General features: G+C 58.6%; 28 protein-coding genes. 16 read left to right on the top strand and 12 right to left on the bottom strand.

Features of this window, described 5'->3' with window-relative positions; genetic code table 11:
• Window positions 1-13: 13 nt before the first annotated feature.
• On the bottom strand, window positions 14-643 hold the full coding sequence (locus MPQ_RS11065) for a methylamine utilization protein (protein ID WP_041362362.1): 630 nt from the start codon (window positions 641-643) through the stop codon (window positions 14-16).
• An 18-nt stretch (window positions 644-661) separates the two neighbouring features.
• Window positions 662-1,099 carry a group 1 truncated hemoglobin gene (locus tag MPQ_RS11060; protein WP_013443032.1) on the bottom strand — a complete coding sequence of 146 codons (438 nt, stop codon included), beginning with the start codon at window positions 1,097-1,099 and terminating at the stop codon, window positions 662-664.
• Window positions 1,100-1,240: 141 nt separating this feature from the next.
• Between MPQ_RS11060 and MPQ_RS11055 the strand changes: the two genes are divergently transcribed.
• Window positions 1,241-2,125 carry a DUF3034 family protein gene (locus tag MPQ_RS11055; RefSeq protein ID WP_013443031.1) on the top strand — a complete coding sequence of 295 codons (885 nt, stop codon included), beginning with the start codon at window positions 1,241-1,243 and terminating at the stop codon, window positions 2,123-2,125.
• Window positions 2,126-2,144: 19 nt separating this feature from the next.
• On the opposite strand, the gene MPQ_RS11050 is transcribed toward MPQ_RS11055, so the two are convergent.
• Entirely contained in the window at window positions 2,145-3,200 is a 1,056-nt protein-coding gene (locus tag MPQ_RS11050) for an aldo/keto reductase (protein ID WP_013443030.1), read from the bottom strand.
• Between the two features lie 137 nt (window positions 3,201-3,337).
• On the opposite strand from MPQ_RS11050, the gene MPQ_RS11045 reads away from it, so the two are divergent.
• Entirely contained in the window at window positions 3,338-4,066 is a 729-nt protein-coding gene (locus MPQ_RS11045; protein WP_013443029.1) for a proteasome-type protease, read from the top strand.
• A gap of 7 nt (window positions 4,067-4,073) precedes the next feature.
• Here the strand turns inward: MPQ_RS11045 and MPQ_RS11040 are convergent, their stop codons facing one another.
• Both MPQ_RS11040 and MPQ_RS11035 read right to left on the bottom strand, forming a co-directional pair.
• Window positions 4,074-4,778, bottom strand: coding sequence for a 2'-5' RNA ligase family protein (locus MPQ_RS11040; protein WP_238525306.1), 705 nt, complete (start codon window positions 4,776-4,778; stop codon window positions 4,074-4,076).
• Between the two features lie 55 nt (window positions 4,779-4,833).
• Window positions 4,834-5,244, bottom strand: coding sequence for a polyketide cyclase (locus tag MPQ_RS11035; RefSeq protein ID WP_041362358.1), 411 nt, complete (start codon window positions 5,242-5,244; stop codon window positions 4,834-4,836).
• Window positions 5,245-5,359: 115 nt separating this feature from the next.
• Between MPQ_RS11035 and MPQ_RS11030 the strand changes: the two genes are divergently transcribed.
• Window positions 5,360-7,288, top strand: coding sequence for an ATP-dependent DNA helicase (locus MPQ_RS11030; protein ID WP_013443025.1), 1,929 nt, complete (start codon window positions 5,360-5,362; stop codon window positions 7,286-7,288).
• A 127-nt stretch (window positions 7,289-7,415) separates the two neighbouring features.
• Window positions 7,416-7,739: a hypothetical protein gene (locus tag MPQ_RS11025; protein ID WP_013443024.1), complete on the top strand. Its 324-nt coding sequence runs from the start codon at window positions 7,416-7,418 to the stop codon at window positions 7,737-7,739.
• Between the two features lie 80 nt (window positions 7,740-7,819).
• On the opposite strand, the gene MPQ_RS11020 is transcribed toward MPQ_RS11025, so the two are convergent.
• Window positions 7,820-8,752, bottom strand: a complete 933-nt coding sequence (locus MPQ_RS11020) for a LysR family transcriptional regulator (protein WP_013443023.1) — start codon at window positions 8,750-8,752, stop codon at window positions 7,820-7,822.
• A 135-nt stretch (window positions 8,753-8,887) separates the two neighbouring features.
• Between MPQ_RS11020 and MPQ_RS11015 the strand changes: the two genes are divergently transcribed.
• From MPQ_RS11015 to MPQ_RS11000, 4 genes are all read left to right on the top strand, one after another.
• Window positions 8,888-9,154, top strand: coding sequence for a DUF2798 domain-containing protein (locus MPQ_RS11015; RefSeq protein WP_013443022.1), 267 nt, complete (start codon window positions 8,888-8,890; stop codon window positions 9,152-9,154).
• Between the two features lie 72 nt (window positions 9,155-9,226).
• Complete coding sequence (locus MPQ_RS11010) at window positions 9,227-10,141, top strand: NAD(P)-dependent oxidoreductase (protein ID WP_013443021.1); 915 nt, start codon at window positions 9,227-9,229, stop codon at window positions 10,139-10,141.
• A gap of 15 nt (window positions 10,142-10,156) precedes the next feature.
• Window positions 10,157-10,522, top strand: a complete 366-nt coding sequence (locus MPQ_RS11005) for a YidH family protein (protein WP_013443020.1) — start codon at window positions 10,157-10,159, stop codon at window positions 10,520-10,522.
• A gap of 146 nt (window positions 10,523-10,668) precedes the next feature.
• Window positions 10,669-11,298, top strand: a complete 630-nt coding sequence (locus tag MPQ_RS11000; protein WP_013443019.1) for a hypothetical protein — start codon at window positions 10,669-10,671, stop codon at window positions 11,296-11,298.
• Here the strand turns inward: MPQ_RS11000 and MPQ_RS14185 are convergent.
• Window positions 11,285-11,416 carry a hypothetical protein gene (locus MPQ_RS14185; protein WP_013443018.1) on the bottom strand — a complete coding sequence of 44 codons (132 nt, stop codon included), beginning with the start codon at window positions 11,414-11,416 and terminating at the stop codon, window positions 11,285-11,287. The genes MPQ_RS11000 and MPQ_RS14185 overlap by 14 nt on opposite strands.
• Before the next feature lie 64 nt (window positions 11,417-11,480).
• Here MPQ_RS14185 and groES point away from each other — a divergent pair, with 64 nt between their 5' ends.
• Window positions 11,481-11,798, top strand: a complete 318-nt coding sequence (groES, locus tag MPQ_RS10995; protein WP_013443017.1) for a co-chaperone GroES — start codon at window positions 11,481-11,483, stop codon at window positions 11,796-11,798.
• Between the two features lie 48 nt (window positions 11,799-11,846).
• The gene (gene groL / locus MPQ_RS10990) at window positions 11,847-13,469 is read left to right on the top strand and encodes a chaperonin GroEL (protein WP_013443016.1); all 1,623 of its coding nucleotides are present in this window, start codon (window positions 11,847-11,849) and stop codon (window positions 13,467-13,469) included.
• A 101-nt stretch (window positions 13,470-13,570) separates the two neighbouring features.
• Here the strand turns inward: groL and MPQ_RS10985 are convergent, their stop codons facing one another.
• The 5 genes from MPQ_RS10985 to MPQ_RS10965 are packed head-to-tail and all read right to left on the bottom strand — an operon-like array spanning window position 13,571 to window position 16,054.
• Entirely contained in the window at window positions 13,571-14,458 is an 888-nt protein-coding gene (locus tag MPQ_RS10985) for a DMT family transporter (RefSeq protein ID WP_013443015.1), read from the bottom strand.
• A gap of 30 nt (window positions 14,459-14,488) precedes the next feature.
• The gene (locus MPQ_RS10980; protein ID WP_013443014.1) at window positions 14,489-14,812 is read right to left on the bottom strand and encodes a hypothetical protein; all 324 of its coding nucleotides are present in this window, start codon (window positions 14,810-14,812) and stop codon (window positions 14,489-14,491) included.
• A gap of 1 nt (window position 14,813) precedes the next feature.
• The gene (locus tag MPQ_RS10975; protein WP_013443013.1) at window positions 14,814-15,431 is read right to left on the bottom strand and encodes a DUF4202 domain-containing protein; all 618 of its coding nucleotides are present in this window, start codon (window positions 15,429-15,431) and stop codon (window positions 14,814-14,816) included.
• A gap of 39 nt (window positions 15,432-15,470) precedes the next feature.
• A complete protein-coding gene (locus tag MPQ_RS10970) occupies window positions 15,471-15,692 on the bottom strand; it encodes a DUF3820 family protein (RefSeq protein ID WP_013443012.1) in 222 nt (73 codons plus the stop codon).
• Window positions 15,689-16,054, bottom strand: a complete 366-nt coding sequence (locus MPQ_RS10965) for a DUF4144 family protein (protein ID WP_041362354.1) — start codon at window positions 16,052-16,054, stop codon at window positions 15,689-15,691. Before MPQ_RS10965 ends, MPQ_RS10970 begins: the two co-directional genes overlap by 4 nt.
• A gap of 123 nt (window positions 16,055-16,177) precedes the next feature.
• Between MPQ_RS10965 and arfB the strand changes: the two genes are divergently transcribed.
• Genes arfB through MPQ_RS10935 form a run of 6 tightly spaced genes read left to right on the top strand, consistent with a single transcriptional unit; the run spans window position 16,178 to window position 20,367 of the window.
• A complete protein-coding gene (gene arfB, locus MPQ_RS10960) occupies window positions 16,178-16,582 on the top strand; it encodes an alternative ribosome rescue aminoacyl-tRNA hydrolase ArfB (protein WP_015830835.1) in 405 nt (134 codons plus the stop codon).
• Window positions 16,583-16,597: 15 nt separating this feature from the next.
• Window positions 16,598-17,290: a tRNA (adenosine(37)-N6)-threonylcarbamoyltransferase complex dimerization subunit type 1 TsaB gene (gene tsaB, locus MPQ_RS10955; RefSeq protein ID WP_013443009.1), complete on the top strand. Its 693-nt coding sequence runs from the start codon at window positions 16,598-16,600 to the stop codon at window positions 17,288-17,290.
• The gene (gene rimI, locus MPQ_RS10950) at window positions 17,287-17,748 is read left to right on the top strand and encodes a ribosomal protein S18-alanine N-acetyltransferase (protein ID WP_013443008.1); all 462 of its coding nucleotides are present in this window, start codon (window positions 17,287-17,289) and stop codon (window positions 17,746-17,748) included. The genes tsaB and rimI overlap by 4 nt, the downstream gene beginning before the upstream one ends.
• Window positions 17,745-18,878: a uracil-DNA glycosylase family protein gene (locus MPQ_RS14300; RefSeq protein ID WP_013443007.1), complete on the top strand. Its 1,134-nt coding sequence runs from the start codon at window positions 17,745-17,747 to the stop codon at window positions 18,876-18,878. The genes rimI and MPQ_RS14300 overlap by 4 nt, the downstream gene beginning before the upstream one ends.
• 28 nt (window positions 18,879-18,906) lie before the next feature.
• Window positions 18,907-19,500, top strand: a complete 594-nt coding sequence (locus MPQ_RS10940) for a LemA family protein (protein ID WP_015830831.1) — start codon at window positions 18,907-18,909, stop codon at window positions 19,498-19,500.
• A gap of 6 nt (window positions 19,501-19,506) precedes the next feature.
• A complete protein-coding gene (locus MPQ_RS10935; RefSeq protein WP_013443005.1) occupies window positions 19,507-20,367 on the top strand; it encodes a YgcG family protein in 861 nt (286 codons plus the stop codon).
• The last annotated feature ends 1 nt before the right edge of the window (window position 20,368 follow it).

The raw sequence follows: 20,368 nt of genomic DNA, 5'->3' as shown, positions 1-20,368 counted from the left end.
TGATCGCGTTTCTTTACCGTTTCTGGAGGGCGCTCGTATTGATATCCAGTTTAACGGCAGTTTGTTCGTCGGCTTTAACTACCATCGCTTTTTCAAAGAGGGCATTTTCGTTGCTTTGCGCGTAATGCCAGACAGCCAGGGTGTAGGGGCCGTTGGGCACATTGGTGAGGGTGGCTTTGCCGGTGCTGTCGCTCAAGGCGAAATAAGGCGTATCCACCACGCGGATGAAGGCCAGCATCTGGTCGTGGATATTGCAACCCAGCACCACCGTCCCCGCCTTGTCGAACACTACCGGTGTGCTGGGGACGCCGGAATACAGCTTCAGCTCAAAGGTTTTGGCGGGCGAGAAGGAATAAACATGATGTTTCACCTTGTCCCGATTGGGGAAGCTTACGCTGGTGCCGGTTTGCACCACGCTGACCAGCGGCAGAAACTGGCGGTTTTTCTGTTCGACGGCTGCTGTGCCAGGAACGGGCAAGGCGAGTTTGGTATTGGGTTCTGCCCACACCACGGCATCTGGCAGCGGGGTGCCACTGGCATCGGTGACGGTGATGGTCAGCTCCGCTGCCCATGTGCTGTATGCAACAAGCAGGAATGCCACTGTCAGCAGCCTGAGGGAACGACGGAGAAGGGAAGGCTGCATGGGGGATTCCTGACAGAGTTAATGCGCGACGATATCGCGTTTCATGGGCGCCAGTATTTTCAGCAGCTCGTTCTTTTCGCGTGTGCCCACGTGCTGGTGATCCAGCGCCGTGCGCATGGCATCCACCATCAGCTCAAATTCGGCATTGGTAATCTTAGCATCGGCATGCGCATTTTCCATGGTTTCACCTTCGTACTGACAGCCGCCGCCGGTGAGTGAGCAAAGCTGGCTGACAATGCTCTCTTTCAGCACTGGCAGCTTCACGCCATCAAACGAGCGGCTGGTTTTGGGGTCCTGGCTGACCTTGTCTATGGTTTCATCGACCACCGCCGTCAACACCGCATTTCCGCCGATACGATCATACAGACTGCGCTCGGGCTTGACCGGGCTGCAGGCACACACAAGGGCGACTAAAAAGATGAGGCTGGCAATAGAGAATGGCTTCATGTTTTGCATTTTATGCCGTAACTGAAATGATGGATTTCGACGGGAATGCTGCCAATTCTGGCGCAGCGCCAAGCCTGATGTGCTGGATTTTCCGTGCGTGATGCCTTGGCATCATAACGAATAATTAATTGTGTCGGATATTGAATAAGTATGGTGCGTGAAAAAATGATGGCAAGACGATGGAAAAAATGGGGGATGTGCCTGTTGCTCAATCTGGCAATGGCTGGGCAAGCACAGGCGGGTGATCGTCTGCTGGCAACCGGTGGTGTCAGTCAGGTGGAAGGTTCTGGTGGCGGCGGGCTGGTGCCCTGGGCGCTGATTTCAGGCTACAGCACCGACCAGCAGGTCAGTGCGACCGGCTTTTATACCGAGGCCCGCACGCGCGGCGGTTTTGATCTCAATGTGGTCGGGGTCAGCGTGGGCATTGCCAACCGGCTTGAGCTGTCGCTGTCTCAGCAGCATTTTGGCCTGGGCAGTACGGTGCACGGCGAGACCATACGCATGAATACGGCGGGTATCAAACTGCGCCTGTTTGGCGATGCGGTGTATGACCAGGATCGCTGGTGGCCGCAGGTGGCGGTGGGCATGCATCTCAAGCACAACGAGGATTTTGATCGCATTCCCGCCGCGCTGGGCGCCAAGCATGCCAGCGGAGCAGATTTTTATGTCGCCGCCACCAAGCTGTATCTGGACGCTGTGGGGGGGCATAACCTGCTGCTGGGGGCGACCTTGCAGGCGACCAAGGCCAATCAGTTTGGCCTGCTGGGTTTTGGTGGCGACCGCCATGATGATTACCGTGCGCAGCTCGGCGTGTCAGCCGCTGTCATGCTCACCGACCGCACGCTGCTTGGGGCCGAGTATCGCAGCAAGCCCAATAATCTCAGCGTGTATCGCGAAGACGACGCCAAGGATATCTTCCTCACCTGGTTTGCCCACCGCAACTTCTCGATTACCGCAGCCTATCTGGATCTGGGCCGCATCGCCGACAAGGATAACCAGACCGGCTGGTACCTGTCGGGTCAGCTCGGGTTCTAAACCCCGACCATGAAAAAGCTCAAGGCGCCGGATTCATGTAGGTGAGGTGCAGCGCCTCGATTTCCTGCAGGATCTCCGGGCTTAAGCGGGTTTGCCAGGCGGCAATATTTTCCTGCAGCTGGGTCATGCTGGAGGCGCCAATGATGGTGCTGCTGACAAACCAGCGCTGATAGACAAACGCCAGCGCCAGCTGCGTGGGAGTCAGGCCATGGCGGCGCGCCAGTGCTGCATAAGCGGCGCTGGCCGGGCCGACATTCGGTTTTTTGTAGCGCTGGGCGTAGCCCAGAAACATGGTGACCCGGCCCACGGCTTGGGGGTCATCAATATATTTGCCGGTGAGATGACCAAACGCCAGGGGCGAGTAGGCCAGCAGGCCGACGTTTTCGCGATACAGCACCTCGGTCATGCCGAATTCCATGCCGCGGTTGATCAGGTTGTAGCAGTTTTGCACCGTCGCCACGCGCGGCAGATCGTATTCCCTGGCAATACGCAAAAACTCCATCAACCCCCAGGGCTGCTCGTTAGACAGCCCGATGTAGCGGATTTTGCCTTCTTTCACCAGCTCGGCCAGCGTTTCCAGCTGGTTGCGTATACTTACCCATTCCTTTTGCTGGCCGTTTTCAAACTCCTGGGCGGGGTCGAATTGATACTGACCAAACATCGGCACATTGCGCTCAGGCCAGTGCAGCTGGTAAAGATCAATATAGTCGGTTTGCATGCGCTGCAAAGAACCCTCAATAGCGGCGCGGATGTTGGCGCGATCCAGCGATGGAGGGCCGCCGCGTATCCAGCCCAGGCCGCGCCGGGGGCCTGCCACCTTGCCACTCAGAATAATCTTGTCGCGCGGCTGGTGCTTGAGCCAGTTGCCCACCATGGTTTCGGTGCGGGTGTAGGTTTCGGCCTTGGGCGGCACCGGATACATCTCGGCGGTATCAATGAAATTGATGCCCTGGGCGATGGCGTAATCCAGCTGTTGATGTGCTTCGGCCTCGGTGTTCTGGTCGCCATAGGTCATGGTGCCCAGGCAGATAGGCGAAACGTGCAGGTCGGTGTGGGCGAGTGGGCGTAATTGCATGGGATATGGGCGCGTTGCGTAAAAACCAAAGTGTACGTCAATTTGCGTAGAAAGCTGAAACCGGGCCGGTCACGGGTTGTTGGCCGCAGGGTGGGTGAGTATGATGCTAGTTCTGTTCAAATCTGCTGATCAATCTCATGACTTATTGTGTTGCCCTGCTGCTGGATGAAGGTCTGGTATTTGCCTCGGATACCCGCACCAATGCTGGTGTGGATCAGGTCGCCATCTTCCCCAAGATGAATATTTTTGAAGTGCCGGGCGAGCGGGTGATCACCTTGCTGACGGCGGGCAATCTGGCGATCACGCAAGCCGTGGTCAATCGCCTGCGCGAAGCCATCAAGGCCGAAGACGGTGCACACCTCAATAATGTCAGCAGCATGTTTGAGGCCGCCCAGCTGGTGGGCGATGTCATGCGCGAAGTGTTTGAGCGCGATGCCGAGCATCTCAAGAACCACAATACCGACTTCAATGCCAGCATCCTGCTGGGCGGCCAGATCCAGGGTGAAAAGCCCAGGCTCTTCAATATCTACGCCGCCGGCAACTTTATTGAAAGCTGTCGCGAAACCCCGTATTTCCAGATTGGCGAAACCAAGTACGGCAAACCCATCATCGACCGCGTGGTGAAGTACAACAGCGACATGATGGATGCGGTGAAGTGCGTGCTGATCTCGTTTGACTCCACCATCCGCAGCAATATCTCGGTGGCGGCGCCTATCGACCTCATGCTGTATCGCGTGGATAGCCTTAACGCCAACTGTCGCCAGCGCATAGAAGAAAAAGACCCCTACTACGCCACCATCCGTCAGGGCTGGTCGGAAGGCCTGAAGTCCGTCTTCAGTGGCCTACCCAGTCCAGACTGGTGCTAGTGCTCGCTTACGCGGTAGCCGGCATGTGCCAAGGCAGGTAGCCTGACTTCACCATCTGCAGCTTGTTCTCGTGCAGATGGTATCGACAGACGGGAAACAGGCCTCCTGCAATCTCGGCGCTGGCATATACGGCCAGCGTGATCGTGTTTATTTCCAGCGATATTTCCGGCAATGCCAATGCGGCAAGTTTCTGCTGCACGTCGGTCATGGGGAGGCGCCGACGGTAAAACCCCGCTGTGATATGCGGTACATAAGACTGTGTTTCGGCCGCGCGCAGTCTGGCGCGCATTGCGTGCAAGGGTTCGATGTCGCCTTTCAATCCCAGGTAAGCCGCGGTGGTAAAGCTGTCAGCCGCCCCCGTGCTCAGTTGCAGCGAGGCGGGCGATGAAGTCTGCAAACAGGCGATGTCGCGGTGAAAGTCAGCCTCGGTGTAGCTGTGCGCATCCGTGGCATAGGTTTGCGGAAAACCGCACACCGCCAGCGTGATATGCGGCTGGCGCCGATAGTCCGGCAGCAGCCAGTCGCCCAGATGACGGCGCATCGCGCTGATATTGGCGCGCATCTCTACCGTATCCGCTTCTATTATCCATACCGCATAAAACGGTCGGCCCAGATGCCAGCGTACAAAGTTGTCGGCCCGGCAGGCGGTGGTGTGCGAGGCCATCTCCTCAGCACTCGTTGTACTGATGATGTCTGCGGCAGTTGAACTCAAGATAATGGCGCTGTCTGATGGCATGCGAAGGCGGATGTGTGGATATCCTAAGGCCTCACGCAGCGTGTGCTTCGAGCAGGCTTTTCAGGTTGGCAAGGTCGCGCAGCACCCAGGCCTCGTCTTCGGCAAATTGTTCATCACTGATGCCGGGCTGGCGAAACAGCGTAAACATCAGCTCGGCGGCATTGCCGTTGGCGATCACCCGCATGGGAATGTAGATCTCGTTATCGTCATCCGGATAAACCCAGTGGTCGAGCACGCCATGGTCATTCGCTTCGCAAAAACATATACGGATAGGACCTTCCGGTCCGTCCGCCACCCAGTGATCCTGGACCCGGCGGATGCCACGGCCCAGCCCGGTGGCCCATGCAGAAAGATTCTCCGGCTGAGACGCAAAGCGGTAGACCTCTTGCCATGGCCGCTGGATCACGATGCTGATAATGCAGGAAAGCGTGGCTGTGCTCATGAGAAAACCCTTGGGGTTGATGAGGACGGATCAATATAATACTACCTTGGGTCAGCCGCCCGCCTGGGCGATTGCACCTGATTTTATGAGCACCTCTTTTTTCTGAAAGTTCGGCTTGAGCGATCTGGATTCTGTTTTTTCCCTTGAAGGTCCGCTGGCTGCCAGCATTCCTGGCTACCGCACCCGCGTGCAGCAGCTGGAAATGGCCAAGGCCATTGAAGAAGCCATCAAACTGGGTCGCCAGCTGGTGGCCGAAGCGGGCACGGGGACCGGGAAAACCTTTGCCTATCTGGTGCCCGCTCTGCTCTCCGGCGGCAAGGTCATTGTGTCGACTGGCACCAAAACCCTGCAGGATCAGCTGTTCAATCGCGATCTGCCCGCTGTGCGCGATGCGCTCAAGGTGCCCGTAACCGTCGCCATGCTCAAGGGCCGCGCCAATTATGTCTGCCACTTTCACCTCGACCGTGCCATGAACGAGGGGCGATTTATCTCGCGTGAAGATGCCAATTACGTGCACAAGATTCGCGCCTTTGCCGATAACAGCTCCACCGGCGACAAAAGCGAACTGACCGATGTGCCGGAAAACGCCACCATCTGGCCTGCGGTAACCTCCACCCGCGATAACTGCATGGGTCAGGAGTGCGCGTTTTACAAGGAATGTTTTGTCATGGAAGCGCGCAAGCGCGCGCTGGCCGCCGATGTGGTAGTGGTCAACCATCACCTGTTTTTTGCCGATGTGATGCTGCGCGATGAAGGCGTGGCTGAGCTGTTGCCCAGCGCCAATACCGTGATTTTTGACGAGGCACACCAGTTGCCGGAAGTCGCCGGGCTGTTTTTTGGTGAAGATGTTTCCACTAGTCAGCTGATGGAGCTGGCACGCGATGCCCATGCCGAATACATCACCACTGCCAAGGATTGCACCGCCTTGCCCGAAGCCACCGCTGCGCTGGAAAAAGCCGTGCGCGATTTTCGGCTGGTGTTCAGTTTTGAAGGCAGCCGCATGCCGGTGCAAAAAGCCCAGGCGCTTAAAAACTTTGATTCGGCCTACGCCACCATGCAGGAAAAACTCAATGTGCTGGCCCAAGTGCTGGAAAGCCAGGCCGAGCGCGACCCTGCCATTGAAAACTGCTGGCAGCGTGGTCTGGCCCTGCAGCAAAAACTGCAAGCCTGGCAAAAAGCCGACAACGCCAATCTCGTGCGCTGGGTGGAGGTCTTCAGTCAATCGGTGCAGTTGCATGCCACACCGCTTTCCGTGGCCGAAGGCTTTGGCAAGCAGCTGAACGCCCAGCCGCGTGCCTGGATATTCACTTCTGCCACGCTCGCCGTCAAAAGCGATTTCAGCCACTACCTTGGGCAGATGGGCCTGCAAGAAGCCACCACCGGTTACTGGAACAGCCCGTTTGATTACGGCCAGCAAGCCCTGCTCTATGTACCAAATGGCATGCCGGAGCCCAACAGCCCCGGCTACAGCGCCGCCGTTGCGGCCGCCGCCCTGCCGGTGATCCGCGCCAGCCGTGGCCGCGCTTTTGTACTGAGCACCAGCCTGCGCGCCATGCGCGAAATCCACGCCCTGCTCAAGGATGCTTTCTCAACCGAAGGCATGGAATACCCGCTGCTCATGCAGGGCGAAAGCGCCCGTACCGAACTGCTAGACCGCTTTCGCGCCTTGGGCAACGCCGTGCTGGTGGGCTCGCAGAGTTTCTGGGAAGGCGTGGATGTGCGCGGCGAAGCCTTGAGCGCCGTCATTATCGACAAACTGCCTTTCGCTCCGCCCGATGACCCTGTGCTCGCTGCGCGCATCGACAAAATGAACGCCGAAGGCCGCAATGCCTTTATGGAATACCAGCTGCCGTATTCCGTGATTACCCTCAAGCAAGGCGCCGGCCGCCTGATCCGCGACGAAGCCGACCGCGGCGTGCTGATGATCTGCGACCCCAGACTGATCGCCAAACATTACGGCCGCCGCATCTGGCAAAGCCTGCCCCCTTTCAAGCGCACGCGGGATATTGCCGAGGTGGAAGCGTTTTTTGAGAGCGCGGTTTAAGCGGCATAAAATAAAAAAGGCATCGCCTTTTTCAGGTCCGAGACCGTTAAAGCCTATATGCAATATGATTAAATGCTTATATAGACGCACATGGTCCTAGCATTCAATCCCTTTTTTAGGAGTCATTATGTCCACCAATACCCCGAAAAATACTGAACACCTCGAAGCGGTTAACAAAAAAATTCTAGCCTGTGGCGAGCATTTGCCGGTAGTTCAACTAAAAGATGGCAGCAAAGTACAGACTGGAACGGTGGCGACCATGCTGCATAATGTTTCGCTTTATAACGCTGGTGCGCGGGGCGAGGTCGAGCGGGAGCTTGAACTCGCTATCCCCACGCTCATCAAGGTTGGTTTGTTTGAACTGTTTCCGCCTGCTGAATGGATGGCAGGGAATAACCAGGGTCGTCGTTTCGTTGGTGAGCGCGCGAAGGAGTATCTCGAAAAAGCATAACCTCATCTATGGCAACCATGTCACTGTCATTGAGAATGCCTGCATGATCTCTGGCAAATATGGGATGCCCGCAGCAGTTCCTAGCGCATTCTCCACTCCTCCGGCATCAACTCCACCAGATAATCCACGAACACCCGCAGCTTGTGGGTCATGGCGTGCTTGTCCTGATAGCTCACATAAAAATCCAGCGGTTCAATATCGGCAGTTACCGCGCCTTCGGTGGTTGCATTCCCGGTAAACAAGGCTTCCAGCTGGCCGCTGTCGATCAGCGGTTGGGCGACGAAAGCGCCCAGGCGGGCAATGCCTGCACCACCCACCGCGAGGCGGGCGAGGGCGTCGATGTCATTGCTGTTGACGGTGGGGGTGATGTCCGGCTCGAAGCGCAAGCCATCGCGCAGAAAGCCCCAGCCCAGCATGCGGCCACTGGCGGGTACACGAAAGGTCAGGCAGGCGTGGTGCGATAGTTCTTCAGGCTGGGTGGGGCGTCCGGCACGCGCGAGGTAGTCGGGCGATGCGCAAAACAGGATGGGCACGCGGGCAATATGGCGCGCGATCATGCCGGGCTCCAGTTGCTGCTTGAAGCGGATGCTGATGTCGATGTTTTCGGTGATGTGGTCGATGGGATTATCGGTTGTGATGAGCTCGACCGAGATGCGCGGATAGCGGCGCATGAAGGGCGGAATCATGTCGGCAATCACATTGCGGCCAAATGCGGCCGAGCAGGCGATGCGCAGGCGACCTTGCGGTTCGCCCTGAAATTCGGTGATGCTGGATTTGGCGAGCTCCAGATCGCGCAGAATATCTTTCACGGCGTTGTAGTAAAGCTGTCCGGCGTCCGTCAGCGCCATGCTGCGGGTGGAGCGGCTGAGCAGGCGTATGCCCAGCGTGGTTTCCAGCCGCTGAATATTCTGGCTGGCGGCCGCCGCGGTAATGCCGATCTGGCGGGCGCCGGCGGCAATGCTGCCGTGCTCCACGGCGCGGACAAAGGTCTCGATGCTACGCAGGGTATCCATAATCTATTGGCTGCTAATATTTATTTGATTCGATAGTTTATCTTGCGAATGTAACAAGCTCCAGCTATCTATTGCGTGGGCAGGCTTTGCGATAAAGTGGCATCAACAGTGCAGCATTAATGGAAAGGAAAGATCATGCAAGATATTCAAATCAAGGCGCAGCGCCTGCCTAAAATTCCAGCGCGTTATACCCCCGTGGCTTTTGCCTTTTACATGGCAGGCATCATGGCCTTGCTGATGTCGTTCGTCATTGTGGCCATCAATGGCGGCATCGGGCATCACTATATCGCCAGCGTATTTCACGCTTACTCGATGGCGATGCCGGCGGCCTTCTGCTGTGTGCTGATGGTACGTCCGGTCGTGGTGAAGCTGGTGGCGCTGACGGTGGCTCCGCCTGCCTGAGAATTTCGGGTGTGACGTTTGCACAGAACCATGGTCAGACACGCCATGGGATTAACATGAAGGAATGATGAGATGAATGCAACAAGCAATAATCTGGTGATCGGTTTCATAGGCCTGGGAGCCATGGGCGAGGGCATGGTGGCCAATCTGCTGGCCGCAGGGCATGCGGTGCGCGTGTATAACCGCAGCGCTGAAAAAGCCGCCGCCTCGGTCGCCAAAGGGGCCGTGCTGAGCGATACGCCTTTTGCCGCTGCGCAGGATGCCGATGTCGTGATTACCATGCTATCGAATGATGCCGTGCTGGAATCGGTCACCCTGGCTGAAAACGGCGTGCTGGCGGCGCTGAAGCCAGGTGCGGTGCATTTGTCCATGAGCACGGTTTCGCCCGACACCTCACGCAAACTGGCCAAACTGCATGCGGACAAAGGCGCGCACTTGCTGGCCGCCCCGGTGTTTGGCCGACCAGACATGGCGGCCGCCAAAAAGTTGTGGATCTGCGTGTCGGGCCATGCGCCGTCGATCACCATTGCCCGCCCGGTGCTGGAAGCCATGAGCCAGGGCATTTTTGAATTTGGTGATGACCCCGGTGCCGCCAATGTGGTGAAGCTCAGCGGCAATTTCATGATTGCTTCCTGTGTGGAAACCATGGCCGAAGTCGCCACCCTGGCCGAGAAAAATGGCATCAAGCCCGAAGCGGTTCTGGGCATGCTCACCAGCACCATCTTCGCCTGCCCCATGTACCAGCGTTATGGTGAACTGATACTGAAGCAGCAGTATGAGCCCGGCTTCAAGCTTTCGCTGGGTTTCAAGGACATGAACCTGATTCAGAAGGTGGCGCTGGAGAGCGCGACGCCGATGCCGTTTCTTGGTATTGTGCAGCAACGCTACCTGAGTGCCATGGCCGAGGGGCGTGAAGGCCAGGATTGGAGCGCGATTGCGCTGAATGCCCGGCATGATGCAGGCCTGCCGGTGCAGCGCCAGTTCTAAATTCAAGAGGTGAGTATGTCTGATCCACGTGTGTTTTTTGCCGCTGAGCGTACCTTGCTGGCCTGGGTGCGCTCCGGCGTGACCATCATGGCGCTGGGCTTTGTGGTGGCCAAGTTTGGTTTGTTTCTCACCCTGATGAGTGCAGCTTCGGGCGCCACGCACCTGGTACATCATCATGCCTGGACAGATACCCTGGGCGTGATGCTGGTGGCAGCGGGAGCGCTGGTGATTCTTGGGGCACAGTACAACCATCATCTGTATGTACGCACCTTGCCGGAACATGATGTGCCCACCATGGCACTGCCCTGGATGACGGTGGCCCTTTCACTGTCAGTGGTGCTGTGTGGCGTGCTGCTGGCGATCTATCTCGCGCTGGGGTAAGTGATGCCTGCGCGTGCTTGCGGCAGTAGGTATGCGCATTTTTCTGCCATGTAAGACTGACATTTTATGACGCTGGCCGCTTGCGGCTGGTATCCAATTTGCTAGATTGTTTATCGTGAAGCGCTTGTACTATGGAGGTTGCGACGATGGATATCCTGCAAGTGGTAAATGCACAAATGAACGCCCTTGGCATGCCCTTATATGCCGTCACCCTGACTGCCGTTCCCCGAGCGGACACTCCCCTCTTGCTCATGTTGCACTGGCATGGCTTTCGCCGTGAAGAAGTGGAAGGCCTGCCTTCACGCTTTGCGCCGCTCTATGCAGTGCCGGGCTCGGCACTGCAACTGAATGAACGCTGGAACCGCATGGAAATGCTGGACGAAGCCATGCTGGAGGCTGGCTGGAAACTCGGCGCCTGGGATGTGGTGCGCGATGCACGGCGTGGCTGCAACTGGATAGGCGCCAGCGAGCAGGAGGCGCTGGAGTGCCGACAGGCGTTTGGCGATTATTCACCACTGGGCGATCAGGAAGACCACCTGCTGGTAGAAGCCCCCGACCGCCTGGAGATGATGCATCTGGCCGCTGCCGTTGGCTATGTGCGCTGGATGTTCCGCCCGGTGAAAGACAGTATCTGGCGCCAGACCGCCGAGGATGACACGCTGGATGAGGTTGGCGGCCGCAATACGCCCTGCCCGGTCAACCCGATTACCTACACCTCCAAAAACCTGCATGTGGCCTATCGCCTTGGCCGCGTTGAGCGCATCATCCTGCCCTGAAACCCTTGACGTGACTGGCTTGGCGAGGTTGCCGAAAATTTTTTTCAGCAACCTCTTGAAATCCTTTTTCCCCACCCATATCAAAAAAACTGTCAGCGTCGGCGGCGGTTGTTTTCATGTCAGGCACCGCCCTGGGCTGAACCTAATGTTGACTAACGTTGATATCGCTAAGGAGATTAGAAATGAGCATTCGTCCCCTTTATGACAGGGTCGTCGTCAAGCGAGTTGAAGCGCAACGTACGACCGCTTCCGGCATCGTCATTCCGGATACGGCATCCGAAAAACCCGAGCAGGGCGAGGTGATTGCCACCGGCAACGGCCGCCGTCTGCAAGATGGCACCCAAGTGCCGCTGGAAGTGAAGGTCGGTGACCAGGTGCTGTTTGGCAAATATGCCGGGCAGACCGTCAAGCTGAATGGCGAGGAGCTGCTGGTGCTGCGCGAGGAAGATATTCTCGGCGTGGTCGAGTCCATTGATGCCAAGCTCAAAAAAGTCGCTTGATCCTCATTGTTAACCGTTTAATTCTGGATATATCAGGAGAACATCAACATGGCTGCAAAAGAAGTCAAATTTCATGACCACGCACGTACGCGCATCGTCCAGGGCGTCAATGTACTGGCCGATGCCGTGAAAGTGACTTTGGGCCCCAAGGGCCGCAATGTGCTGATCGAGCGCAGTTTTGGCGCTCCGGTCATTACCAAGGATGGCGTATCGGTCGCCAAGGAAATCGAACTGCAGGACAAGTTTGAAAACATGGGTGCCCAGATGGTGAAGCAGGTGGCCTCCAAGACGGCGGACATCGCTGGCGATGGCACCACCACCGCCACCGTGCTGGCCCAGGCCATTGTGCAGGAAGGCATGAAGCACGTGGTCGCCGGTGTGAACCCCATGGACCTCAAGCGCGGCATTGATAAAGCCGTGAATACCGTGGTGGATGAGCTGCACAAGCTGTCCAAGCCGATTACCACCAACAAGGAAATCGCCCAGGTCGGTTCCATTTCCGCCAACTCCGACCATGCCATTGGCAAGATCATCGCCGATGCCATGGAAAAAGTCGGCAAGGAAGGGGTGATCACCGTTGAAGATGGCAAGTCGCTGGAAAACGAACTGGATGTGGTAGAAGGCATGCAGTTCGACCGTGGCTATCTCAGCCCTTACTTCATCAATAATCCGGAAAAGCAGACCGTCGAGTTTGATGATCCGCTGATCCTGCTTTACGACAAGAAGATCAGCAGCATCCGTGATCTGCTGCCCACCCTGGAAAACGTGGCAAAAGCCGGCAAGCCTTTGCTGATCATCGCCGAAGACCTTGAAGGTGAAGCCCTGGCAACGCTGGTGGTGAACAGCATGCGTGGCATTCTCAAGGTGGCGGCGGTCAAGGCGCCTGGATTTGGCGATCGCCGCAAGGCCATGCTGGAAGACATTGCCATCCTCACCGGTGCCACTGTGATCTCGGAAGAGACCGGCAAGCAGCTGGAAAAAGCCACACTGGAAGACCTGGGCCGCGCCAAGCGCGTGGAAGTGCAAAAGGAAAACACCATCATCATTGATGGCGCTGGCGAGCAAAAAGCCATCGAAGCCCGCGTCAAGGCGATCCAGGCCCAGATCGAGGAAAGCAGCTCTGACTATGACCGCGAAAAACTGCAGGAACGCGTTGCCAAGCTGTCTGGCGGTGTTGCAGTGATCAAGGTCGGCGCCGCCACCGAAGTGGAGATGAAGGAGAAGAAAGACCGCGTGGAAGATGCCCTGCATGCCACCCGCGCTGCGGTGGAGGAAGGCATCGTGCCTGGCGGCGGTGTAGCGCTGTTGCGTGCCCGCAGCCGGATTGCGGACCTCAAGGGCGACAACGCCGATCAGGATGCCGGTATCCGTATCGTGCTGCGTGCGATTGAAGCGCCGCTGCGCGCGATTGCTGCCAATGCCGGGGATGAGCCTTCGGTGGTCATCAACAAGGTGCTGGCTGGCTCTGGCAACTTTGGCTACAACGCCGCCACCGGCGAGTATGCCGATCTGGTGGAAACCGGCGTGGTAGACCCCACCAAGGTTACCCGCACCGCGCTGCAAAATGCAGCCTCGGTGGCCAGCCTGATCCTCACCACGGATGCTTCGATCGCCGAGCTGCCCAAGGAGGACAAGGCCGCTGCTCCGGCCATGCCGGACATGGGCTACTAAGCCTGCCCGGAGGCAACATCCTGCTCCGGTTATTACGCCAGCAGGATGAAAAAAGCCCTTCCAGTATCCGCTGGAAGGGCTTTTTTTATGGGCTGATCAACTCAGGTGGCGGCGCTTGGGCTGGCTGCCGGCTGCTGACGCGGCCAGCTGGCAAAACTGACGGCACCAATCACCAGGGCGGCCCCGGTCAGTTGTATCGTCGTGGGCGGCACGCCTTCCATCGCCGCGATCACCATGGAGGTGACCGGTACCAGATTCAGGAAGATAGCGGCCCGGCCCGCGCCCAGTCGACGAATCCCTGCGTTCCAACACAAGTAAGCCAGCACGCCACCGCCTATGGTCATGATCAGCAGCGCTATGGCGGCATGCTGGCCGGGCATAACGAAGTGCTCGCCCGAGAGCAGGGCGGCTACTGTCAGCGCCAGGGCACCCACGGTCATGATGGCGGCGGTGCTGGCGATGCCGCTGGTGTCGGTCGGCATCATTTTTTTGACGCAGACGTTATAAGCGGCCCAGCTCAGGCTGGCGAGGAAAATCAGAATGTCGCCGTGCGATATTTCCAGATGCGCGCCTGCGCCGAGCACTACAATCGCCACGCCCAGCAAGCCGATGGGAAACGCCAGCCACTGGCGCATGTGCAGGCGCTCGCCTATGGTGGCCCAGGCAATGAGCGCGGTCAGCAATGGATTCAGCGCCATGATGAGGGCGCCATTGACCGCCGAAGTGCTTTGCATGCCGAGGAAAAACAGGAGGTTGAAGCCGAATACGCCCACCAGTCCCAGCACAATGTAGGCACGGGCATGGCGTAGCGGAACATGTTCGCCCCGGATATAAGTCAGCGTCAGCATGATGAGGGCGGCCAGCAGGTAACGTGTGGCACCCGCCACCACCGGCGGCATTTCGGCCACGACGGGAATGGCCAGATTGAAGTTGGCGCCCCATTGGATGGCGGCGAACAAGACACAGAAATAAGTAAAAGCGAGACTCAAGGGCAAGGTTCCTGATGAGGTGGCGGCAGCTCAGGCCGGAAGGTCAAGGTCGATGGCGAGCGATTTGGCAATGATCACCCGCCCGCCATGGTATTGGCTGAATAACGCCAGGGCTGGAGCGAGCCAGGGTGCCAGCTGGGCTTTCCACTCGGGACTGGCTTCGGCAGATTCCAGGCTGAAGAGCGGGGTTTCTTCTGGCGAGTTGGCTGAGCGCAGAGTGCGGAAATGCAGGCGGATTATAACCTGTCCAGCCCAGGCAAAAACAAGGGCATGTGACTCCACGCGCAAGGCAAGCTGGCGCCCATCCTCCAGATGCAGGATGGCGGCCTGCCGGCTTTGTGGCTCGATGCGCATATCAGGCGGGCAGCCAGCCTTCTTCCTGCATCACCTGGGTAATGGCCGGTACCAGCGCATCCGGCAGGCGGATGATGGTGAGGGCGGCCTCGCGGCCTTGTGGCGATGTCTTGCGCAAGGTCTTGCGCAGAATATCCAGCAGTTTGGGCGTGTCGTAATCCGGGTGCTGCTCGACAAAGGCTTGCAGATAATCCTCCACAAACACCAGCACGATCACGTCTTCCAGCGTTTGCATATCCGGATCGCTAAGCGGGGCGGCCTTGCCCACCAGCTGGGCCACGCGCTGGATAGTGATGTCGTCATAGCCAACGTCACGCAGGATGTCGGAGGCAAGCTTGGCATGCATGGTTTTCAGCGCGTTGCGCCATTGATGATAGCCAGGCTTGGTCATGGGGTAGCTGTCGCGCGCAATGCTCCAGCGGCAGATGTGCTGGCAGCGGGCGGCCAGCTGCAGCACCTCGCTGGCATCGGGCCGGTAGCGCTGCAGCATGGCGCTCATGCGCTGGGCATACAGCAGCTCATTGGGGATGGCATTGCCATCGACCACCGTGTGCTTGGGGTCCTGGGCATTGCGGGCATCAAAGGCATCCAATGCCTGTTGCAGCTGAGGGCTGGTCATATAGTTTCCTGGGTATTGTCTGTATATATTGCAGTGCGCCTAGCGCTGGCCGGGGACCCGCAACGGGTCCAGCAGGGGTTTCAGGCCATTGTGGTCCAGCTCCTGCATCAGGGCCAGCAGGCGGCCGATCTCGCCGGGCGGAAAGCCTTCGCGGGCAAACCAGTTGAGGTAATTACCCGGCAGGTCTGCCAGCAGTCTGCCCTTGTATTTGCCATAGGGCATTTGCATGGTCACCAGGCGGTGCAGGTCTTCGGGCTTCATGGCGCAGTGTGCTCGTCATCATTCGCCATGGCGATGGCGGCTGCGATGGAAGGCGCATAGAGCTTGGCGATGCAGGCCTGGCCTTCGCGTGCCAGATGTGCGCGTACCAGTTCCAGCACCTGATCCAGCGACAGGTGCTGCCCGATGGCCTGGGGGCTGACCCGCTGCTGCGCCCGTGGCAGCAGTGTATAAATGGCGCCATCGGCATCAATCAGCCGATCGCGGGCATGATAAATATGGTGCTGCAGGTCGGCCGCGGCTTGCCACTGCGCCAGGCTGCCAATGTAGGCCAGCTCGGGCTGGCCATCAAAATGCACAATCGCGGGCCAATGTGGGTGGGCAGGAGCGGGGCTAGGGGACATGCCCGCATGGTAACCATGCCCTTGCCTGCTGGCAACCCGTTTGCTGCTGTCAGGGTGACACGCCAACGGCGCGGCAGCCCTGCGTTACAATGCCTGGTACCCCAGAATGCCGAGCCCCTTTTCATGCAGCCCATCGTGATTCCTGACAGCGAATTTGAACTGACCGCCATGCGGGCGCAGGGCGCGGGCGGGCAGAACGTCAACAAAGTCTCCAGCGCAGTGCATTTGCGCTTTGATATTCGCGCCTCTTCGCTGGATGAGGCGCACAAGGCCAGACTGCTGGCGCTGCGTGATGCGCGGGTGAGCAGTGAAGGTGTGCTCATCATCAAGGCGCAGCGCCATCGCAGCCAGCTGCTCAATCGGCAGGATGCCATCGAGCGTCTGCATGCCTGGGTAAACCAGGTGGCGCGGCCGCCCGCCGTGCGCCATGCCACGCGGCCCACACTGGCTTCGCGCAAAAGAAGGCTGGAAGGCAAGACGCGGCGCGGGCATATCAAGGCAATGCGTGGCAAAATAGCGGCTGAATAACAGACTGAAGTTTTTATGCGGCTGCTCGCACTCGATACCTCTACCGAATACCTTTCCCTGGCGCTCCATCTGGATGGCCGCGTGTTGACGCGCGAGCTGCATGCCGGACAGACGCATTCCCAGCGCATCCTGCCTTTGCTGCGCGAGTTGCTGGACGAAGCCGGACTCGCCATGACCGATCTGGATGGCATTGCCTTTGGCGCCGGGCCCGGTTCGTTTACCGGTTTGCGCATAGGCTGTGGCGTGGCGCAGGGCCTGGCGTTTGGCGCGGGTCTGCCGGTGGTGGGTGTCTGCACTCTGCTCGCTTTGGCCCAGGCCAGCGACGCTGACCAGGTGATTGCCTGCCTGGATGCGCGCATGGGCGAGGTGTACCACGCCGTGTATCGTCGGCAAGGCGATGCCTGGCATGAAGCCATTGCCCCAGGCTTATACAAGCCGGACGACGTGCCCGCCGTCGAGGGTGCTGGCTGGGTCGGGATTGGCAGCGGTTGGGCCAGTTATGCCGATGCGCTCCATGCTGCTTATTCGGAACAAGTGGCGAGCACGCAGCCAGACCGCTATCCCCGTGCGCAGGAAATTGTGGCTTTGGCCATGCCCGTGTTTGCCGCGGGTGAAGGGCGCCCGGCAGCTGAGGCAGCGCCTTTGTATATTCGTAACAAGGTCGCGCTCAAAACCAGCGAGCGCGCCAAGATGGCAGGGCTGAAATGAACGCCGTGCTCAAGCCCCGCGTGGCATTCCGCCCCATGCAGAAAGACGATCTGGATACCATCGTCGCCATCGAACAGGTGATTTTCCCTTACCCATGGACGCGCGGTAATTTCCTCGATTCGCTGAATGCCGGCCACAGCTGCTGGGTCATGCAACAGGATGAGACTATCGTCGGCTATGCCATCGTCATGATGGTGCTGGATGAAGCGCATCTCCTGAATATTAGCGTGGCGCAGGCCATGCAGGGCAGGGGGCTGGGCCGCCTGCTACTGGAGCATGTCATGCAGATCGGCCGTCAGTATGGCGGCCTCAATATGTTTCTGGAAGTGCGGCCATCCAATACCTCGGCATTGCGTTTGTATGAAAGCATGGGCTTCAATGAAATGGCCATCCGCCGTAATTACTACCCGGCCAAGCATGGCCGCGAAGATGCCGTGCTGATGGGAGCGGCGCTATGAGCCTGACGCGCGAAGACATGCTGCGCGAACTGGAGCTGCTGCCGGCCTGGCATCTGCGGCAGCCGCTTCCGACGCCGACGGCATCACTTGAAGCGGCGCCTGCGGCCCCCGTTGAAATCCCGGCATCAACCACCTTGCCATCACCTGAAGCGCAGCATGCCGCGGAGCCAGCTACCTCGACGCTGCCCACGCCAGCCAGTGAGGAAGTACTCACGGCTGAGCCTGTAAGCGCTGCTGCTATCACGCCTGTAAGCGCAATGGATAACGGCGCCGCTTCTCCTGTGAACGCGGATGCAACAAGCCATGCCGCCTATGCGCTGCCCGATGCAGACACCGCTCTTGCCGCTGGCGTGGCGGCGGATACCACTACCGCAGACACAAATACAGCGGACGACGCATTGACCACGTCACCGCCCTGGGATGATGACATTCCTCCTCCGGATGAGATGCTGCTGCCCATCTTTGATGACGATGATCACTTGCCTGATATGGCAACATCACTGGGCCAGGGCCGTCGCGACAGCATTGCCCAGCTGGACTGGCAAGGTCTGCAGTCTTGCGTGGCCAATTGCCAGGCTTGCAGTCTTTCACGCACCCGCACGCAGACCGTATTTGGCGTGGGCGATCCTGCCGCCGAATGGCTGATTGTGGGCGAAGCTCCAGGCGCCGAAGAGGACAAGCGCGGCGAGCCCTTTGTCGGCCAGGCCGGACAGTTGCTGGATAACATGCTGGGGGCGATACAGCTCAAGCGCGGGCAGAATGTGTACATTGCCAATGTGCTCAAGTGCCGCCCGCCGCAAAATCGCGATCCGCAGGGCGAGGAAGTCCAGCAGTGCGACCCTTTTCTCAAGCGTCAGGTGGAACTGATCAAGCCCAAACTGATCCTAGCGTTGGGCAAGTTTGCCGCGCAATCCCTGTTGAATTCGGATGCCACCATAGGCAGCATGCGTGGGCGACAGCATGAATACAACGGCGTGCCGGTCATTGTCACTTACCATCCTGCCTATCTGCTGCGCAACCTGATGGATAAGGCCAAGGCATGGGAAGACTTGTGTCTGGCGCGCGCGACCATGCGCAAACTGCAGGAAGATGCCTTGCAATCGGCAGCGGCACCCTCATCTAAAGACTGAATTCATTTAACACTAACGAGGACACAACATGCGATCCCTGATGCTTAAACTGGCGACACTGCTGCTGGTGCTGAACCTGACCGGCTGCGGCTACAACACTTTCCAGCAACTGGATGAAGAAGTGAACGCCAACTGGTCCGAAGTGCTGAACCAGTATCAGCGCCGTGCCGATCTGGTGCCCAATCTGGTGAGTACCGTCAAAGGCTATGCCAGCCACGAAGAAAAAGTGCTGACCGAAGTGACCGAAGCGCGTGCCAAGGTGAGCAGCATTCAGGCAACCCCTGAGCTGATCAACGACGAAGCCGCATTTGCCAAGTTCCAGCAGGCACAAAGCCAGATGACATCGGCATTGTCCCGCCTTCTGGTGGTGGCAGAAAACTATCCGCAACTGAAGGCGGATGCCAGCTTCCGTGATCTGCAAGCCCAACTCGAAGGCACCGAAAACCGTGTGACCGTAGCGCGCAATCGTTACATTCAGGCCGTGAAGGAATACAACGTGGCGATTCGTACCTTCCCGAATAACCTGACCGCCAGCATGTTTGGCTACAAACCCAAGCCTAACTTCAGCGTGGAAAACGAGAAGGAAATCTCCAAGGCCCCTGCTGTTAACTTCGACAAGTAAGCATACGTGAAGAAGTTGAGCGCCTTGCTGCGCTGGTGCCTGCCCCTGCTGTTGCTTGCCTCTCTATGGCAGGCGGGGGCGGCGCAGGCGCTGGAAGCCATTCCACCGCTGACCCAGCGCGTGACCGACCTGACGTCGACCTTGACGGCCGAGCAGCAGGCCGGGCTGGAAGCGCGCCTGCAGGCATTTGAGCAGCAAAAAGGCAGCCAGATTGCCATCCTGATCGTACCGACGACCCAGCCTGAAGATATCGCCCAGTATTCCATCCGCGTGGTGGAAGCCTGGAAACTGGGGCGCGAGAAACAGGACGATGGCGTGCTGATCCTGCTGGCGAAGAATGATCGCAAGATGCGCATTGAAGTCGGCTATGGCCTAGAAGGCGCGATTCCCGATGTCACCGCCAAACGCATCATCAGCGATGTCATGGCGCCATACTTCCGGCAGGGCGATTTTTATGGTGGCTTGAATGCTGCCGTGGAGCGTATCGCTGCGCTAATCGATGGTGAAGCCCTGCCTGCGCCGCCGCAACAAGCGCGTGGTGGCGAGCATGACTGGGGCGATATGCTGCCGATTCTGCTATTTGGCGGCCTGATTGCCGGTGCCATGTTGCGCGCCGTGCTGGGCAGCTTTTTTGGTGGTGTGGCCACCGGTGGCCTGATAGGCGCCGCGGTCTGGATACTGGGGGGCGGCCTCATCATGGCGTTGGTGCTGGCCTTCATTGCCTTCGTCGTCACGCTGGCCGGTATTGGCAGTCTGGGTGGATTTGGTGGCTATGGCGGCGGCGGATTTGGCGGCGGTAGCGGTGGTGGCGGTTTTTCTGGTGGAGGCGGCGGCTTCGGCGGCGGCGGGGCTTCGGGAGACTGGTAAA

This window comes from Methylovorus sp. MP688 (genome assembly GCF_000183115.1).
Taxonomy (GTDB): Bacteria; Pseudomonadota; Gammaproteobacteria; order Burkholderiales; family Methylophilaceae; genus Methylovorus; species Methylovorus glucosotrophus.
This window is presented reverse-complemented; position numbering and strand designations above follow the sequence as displayed.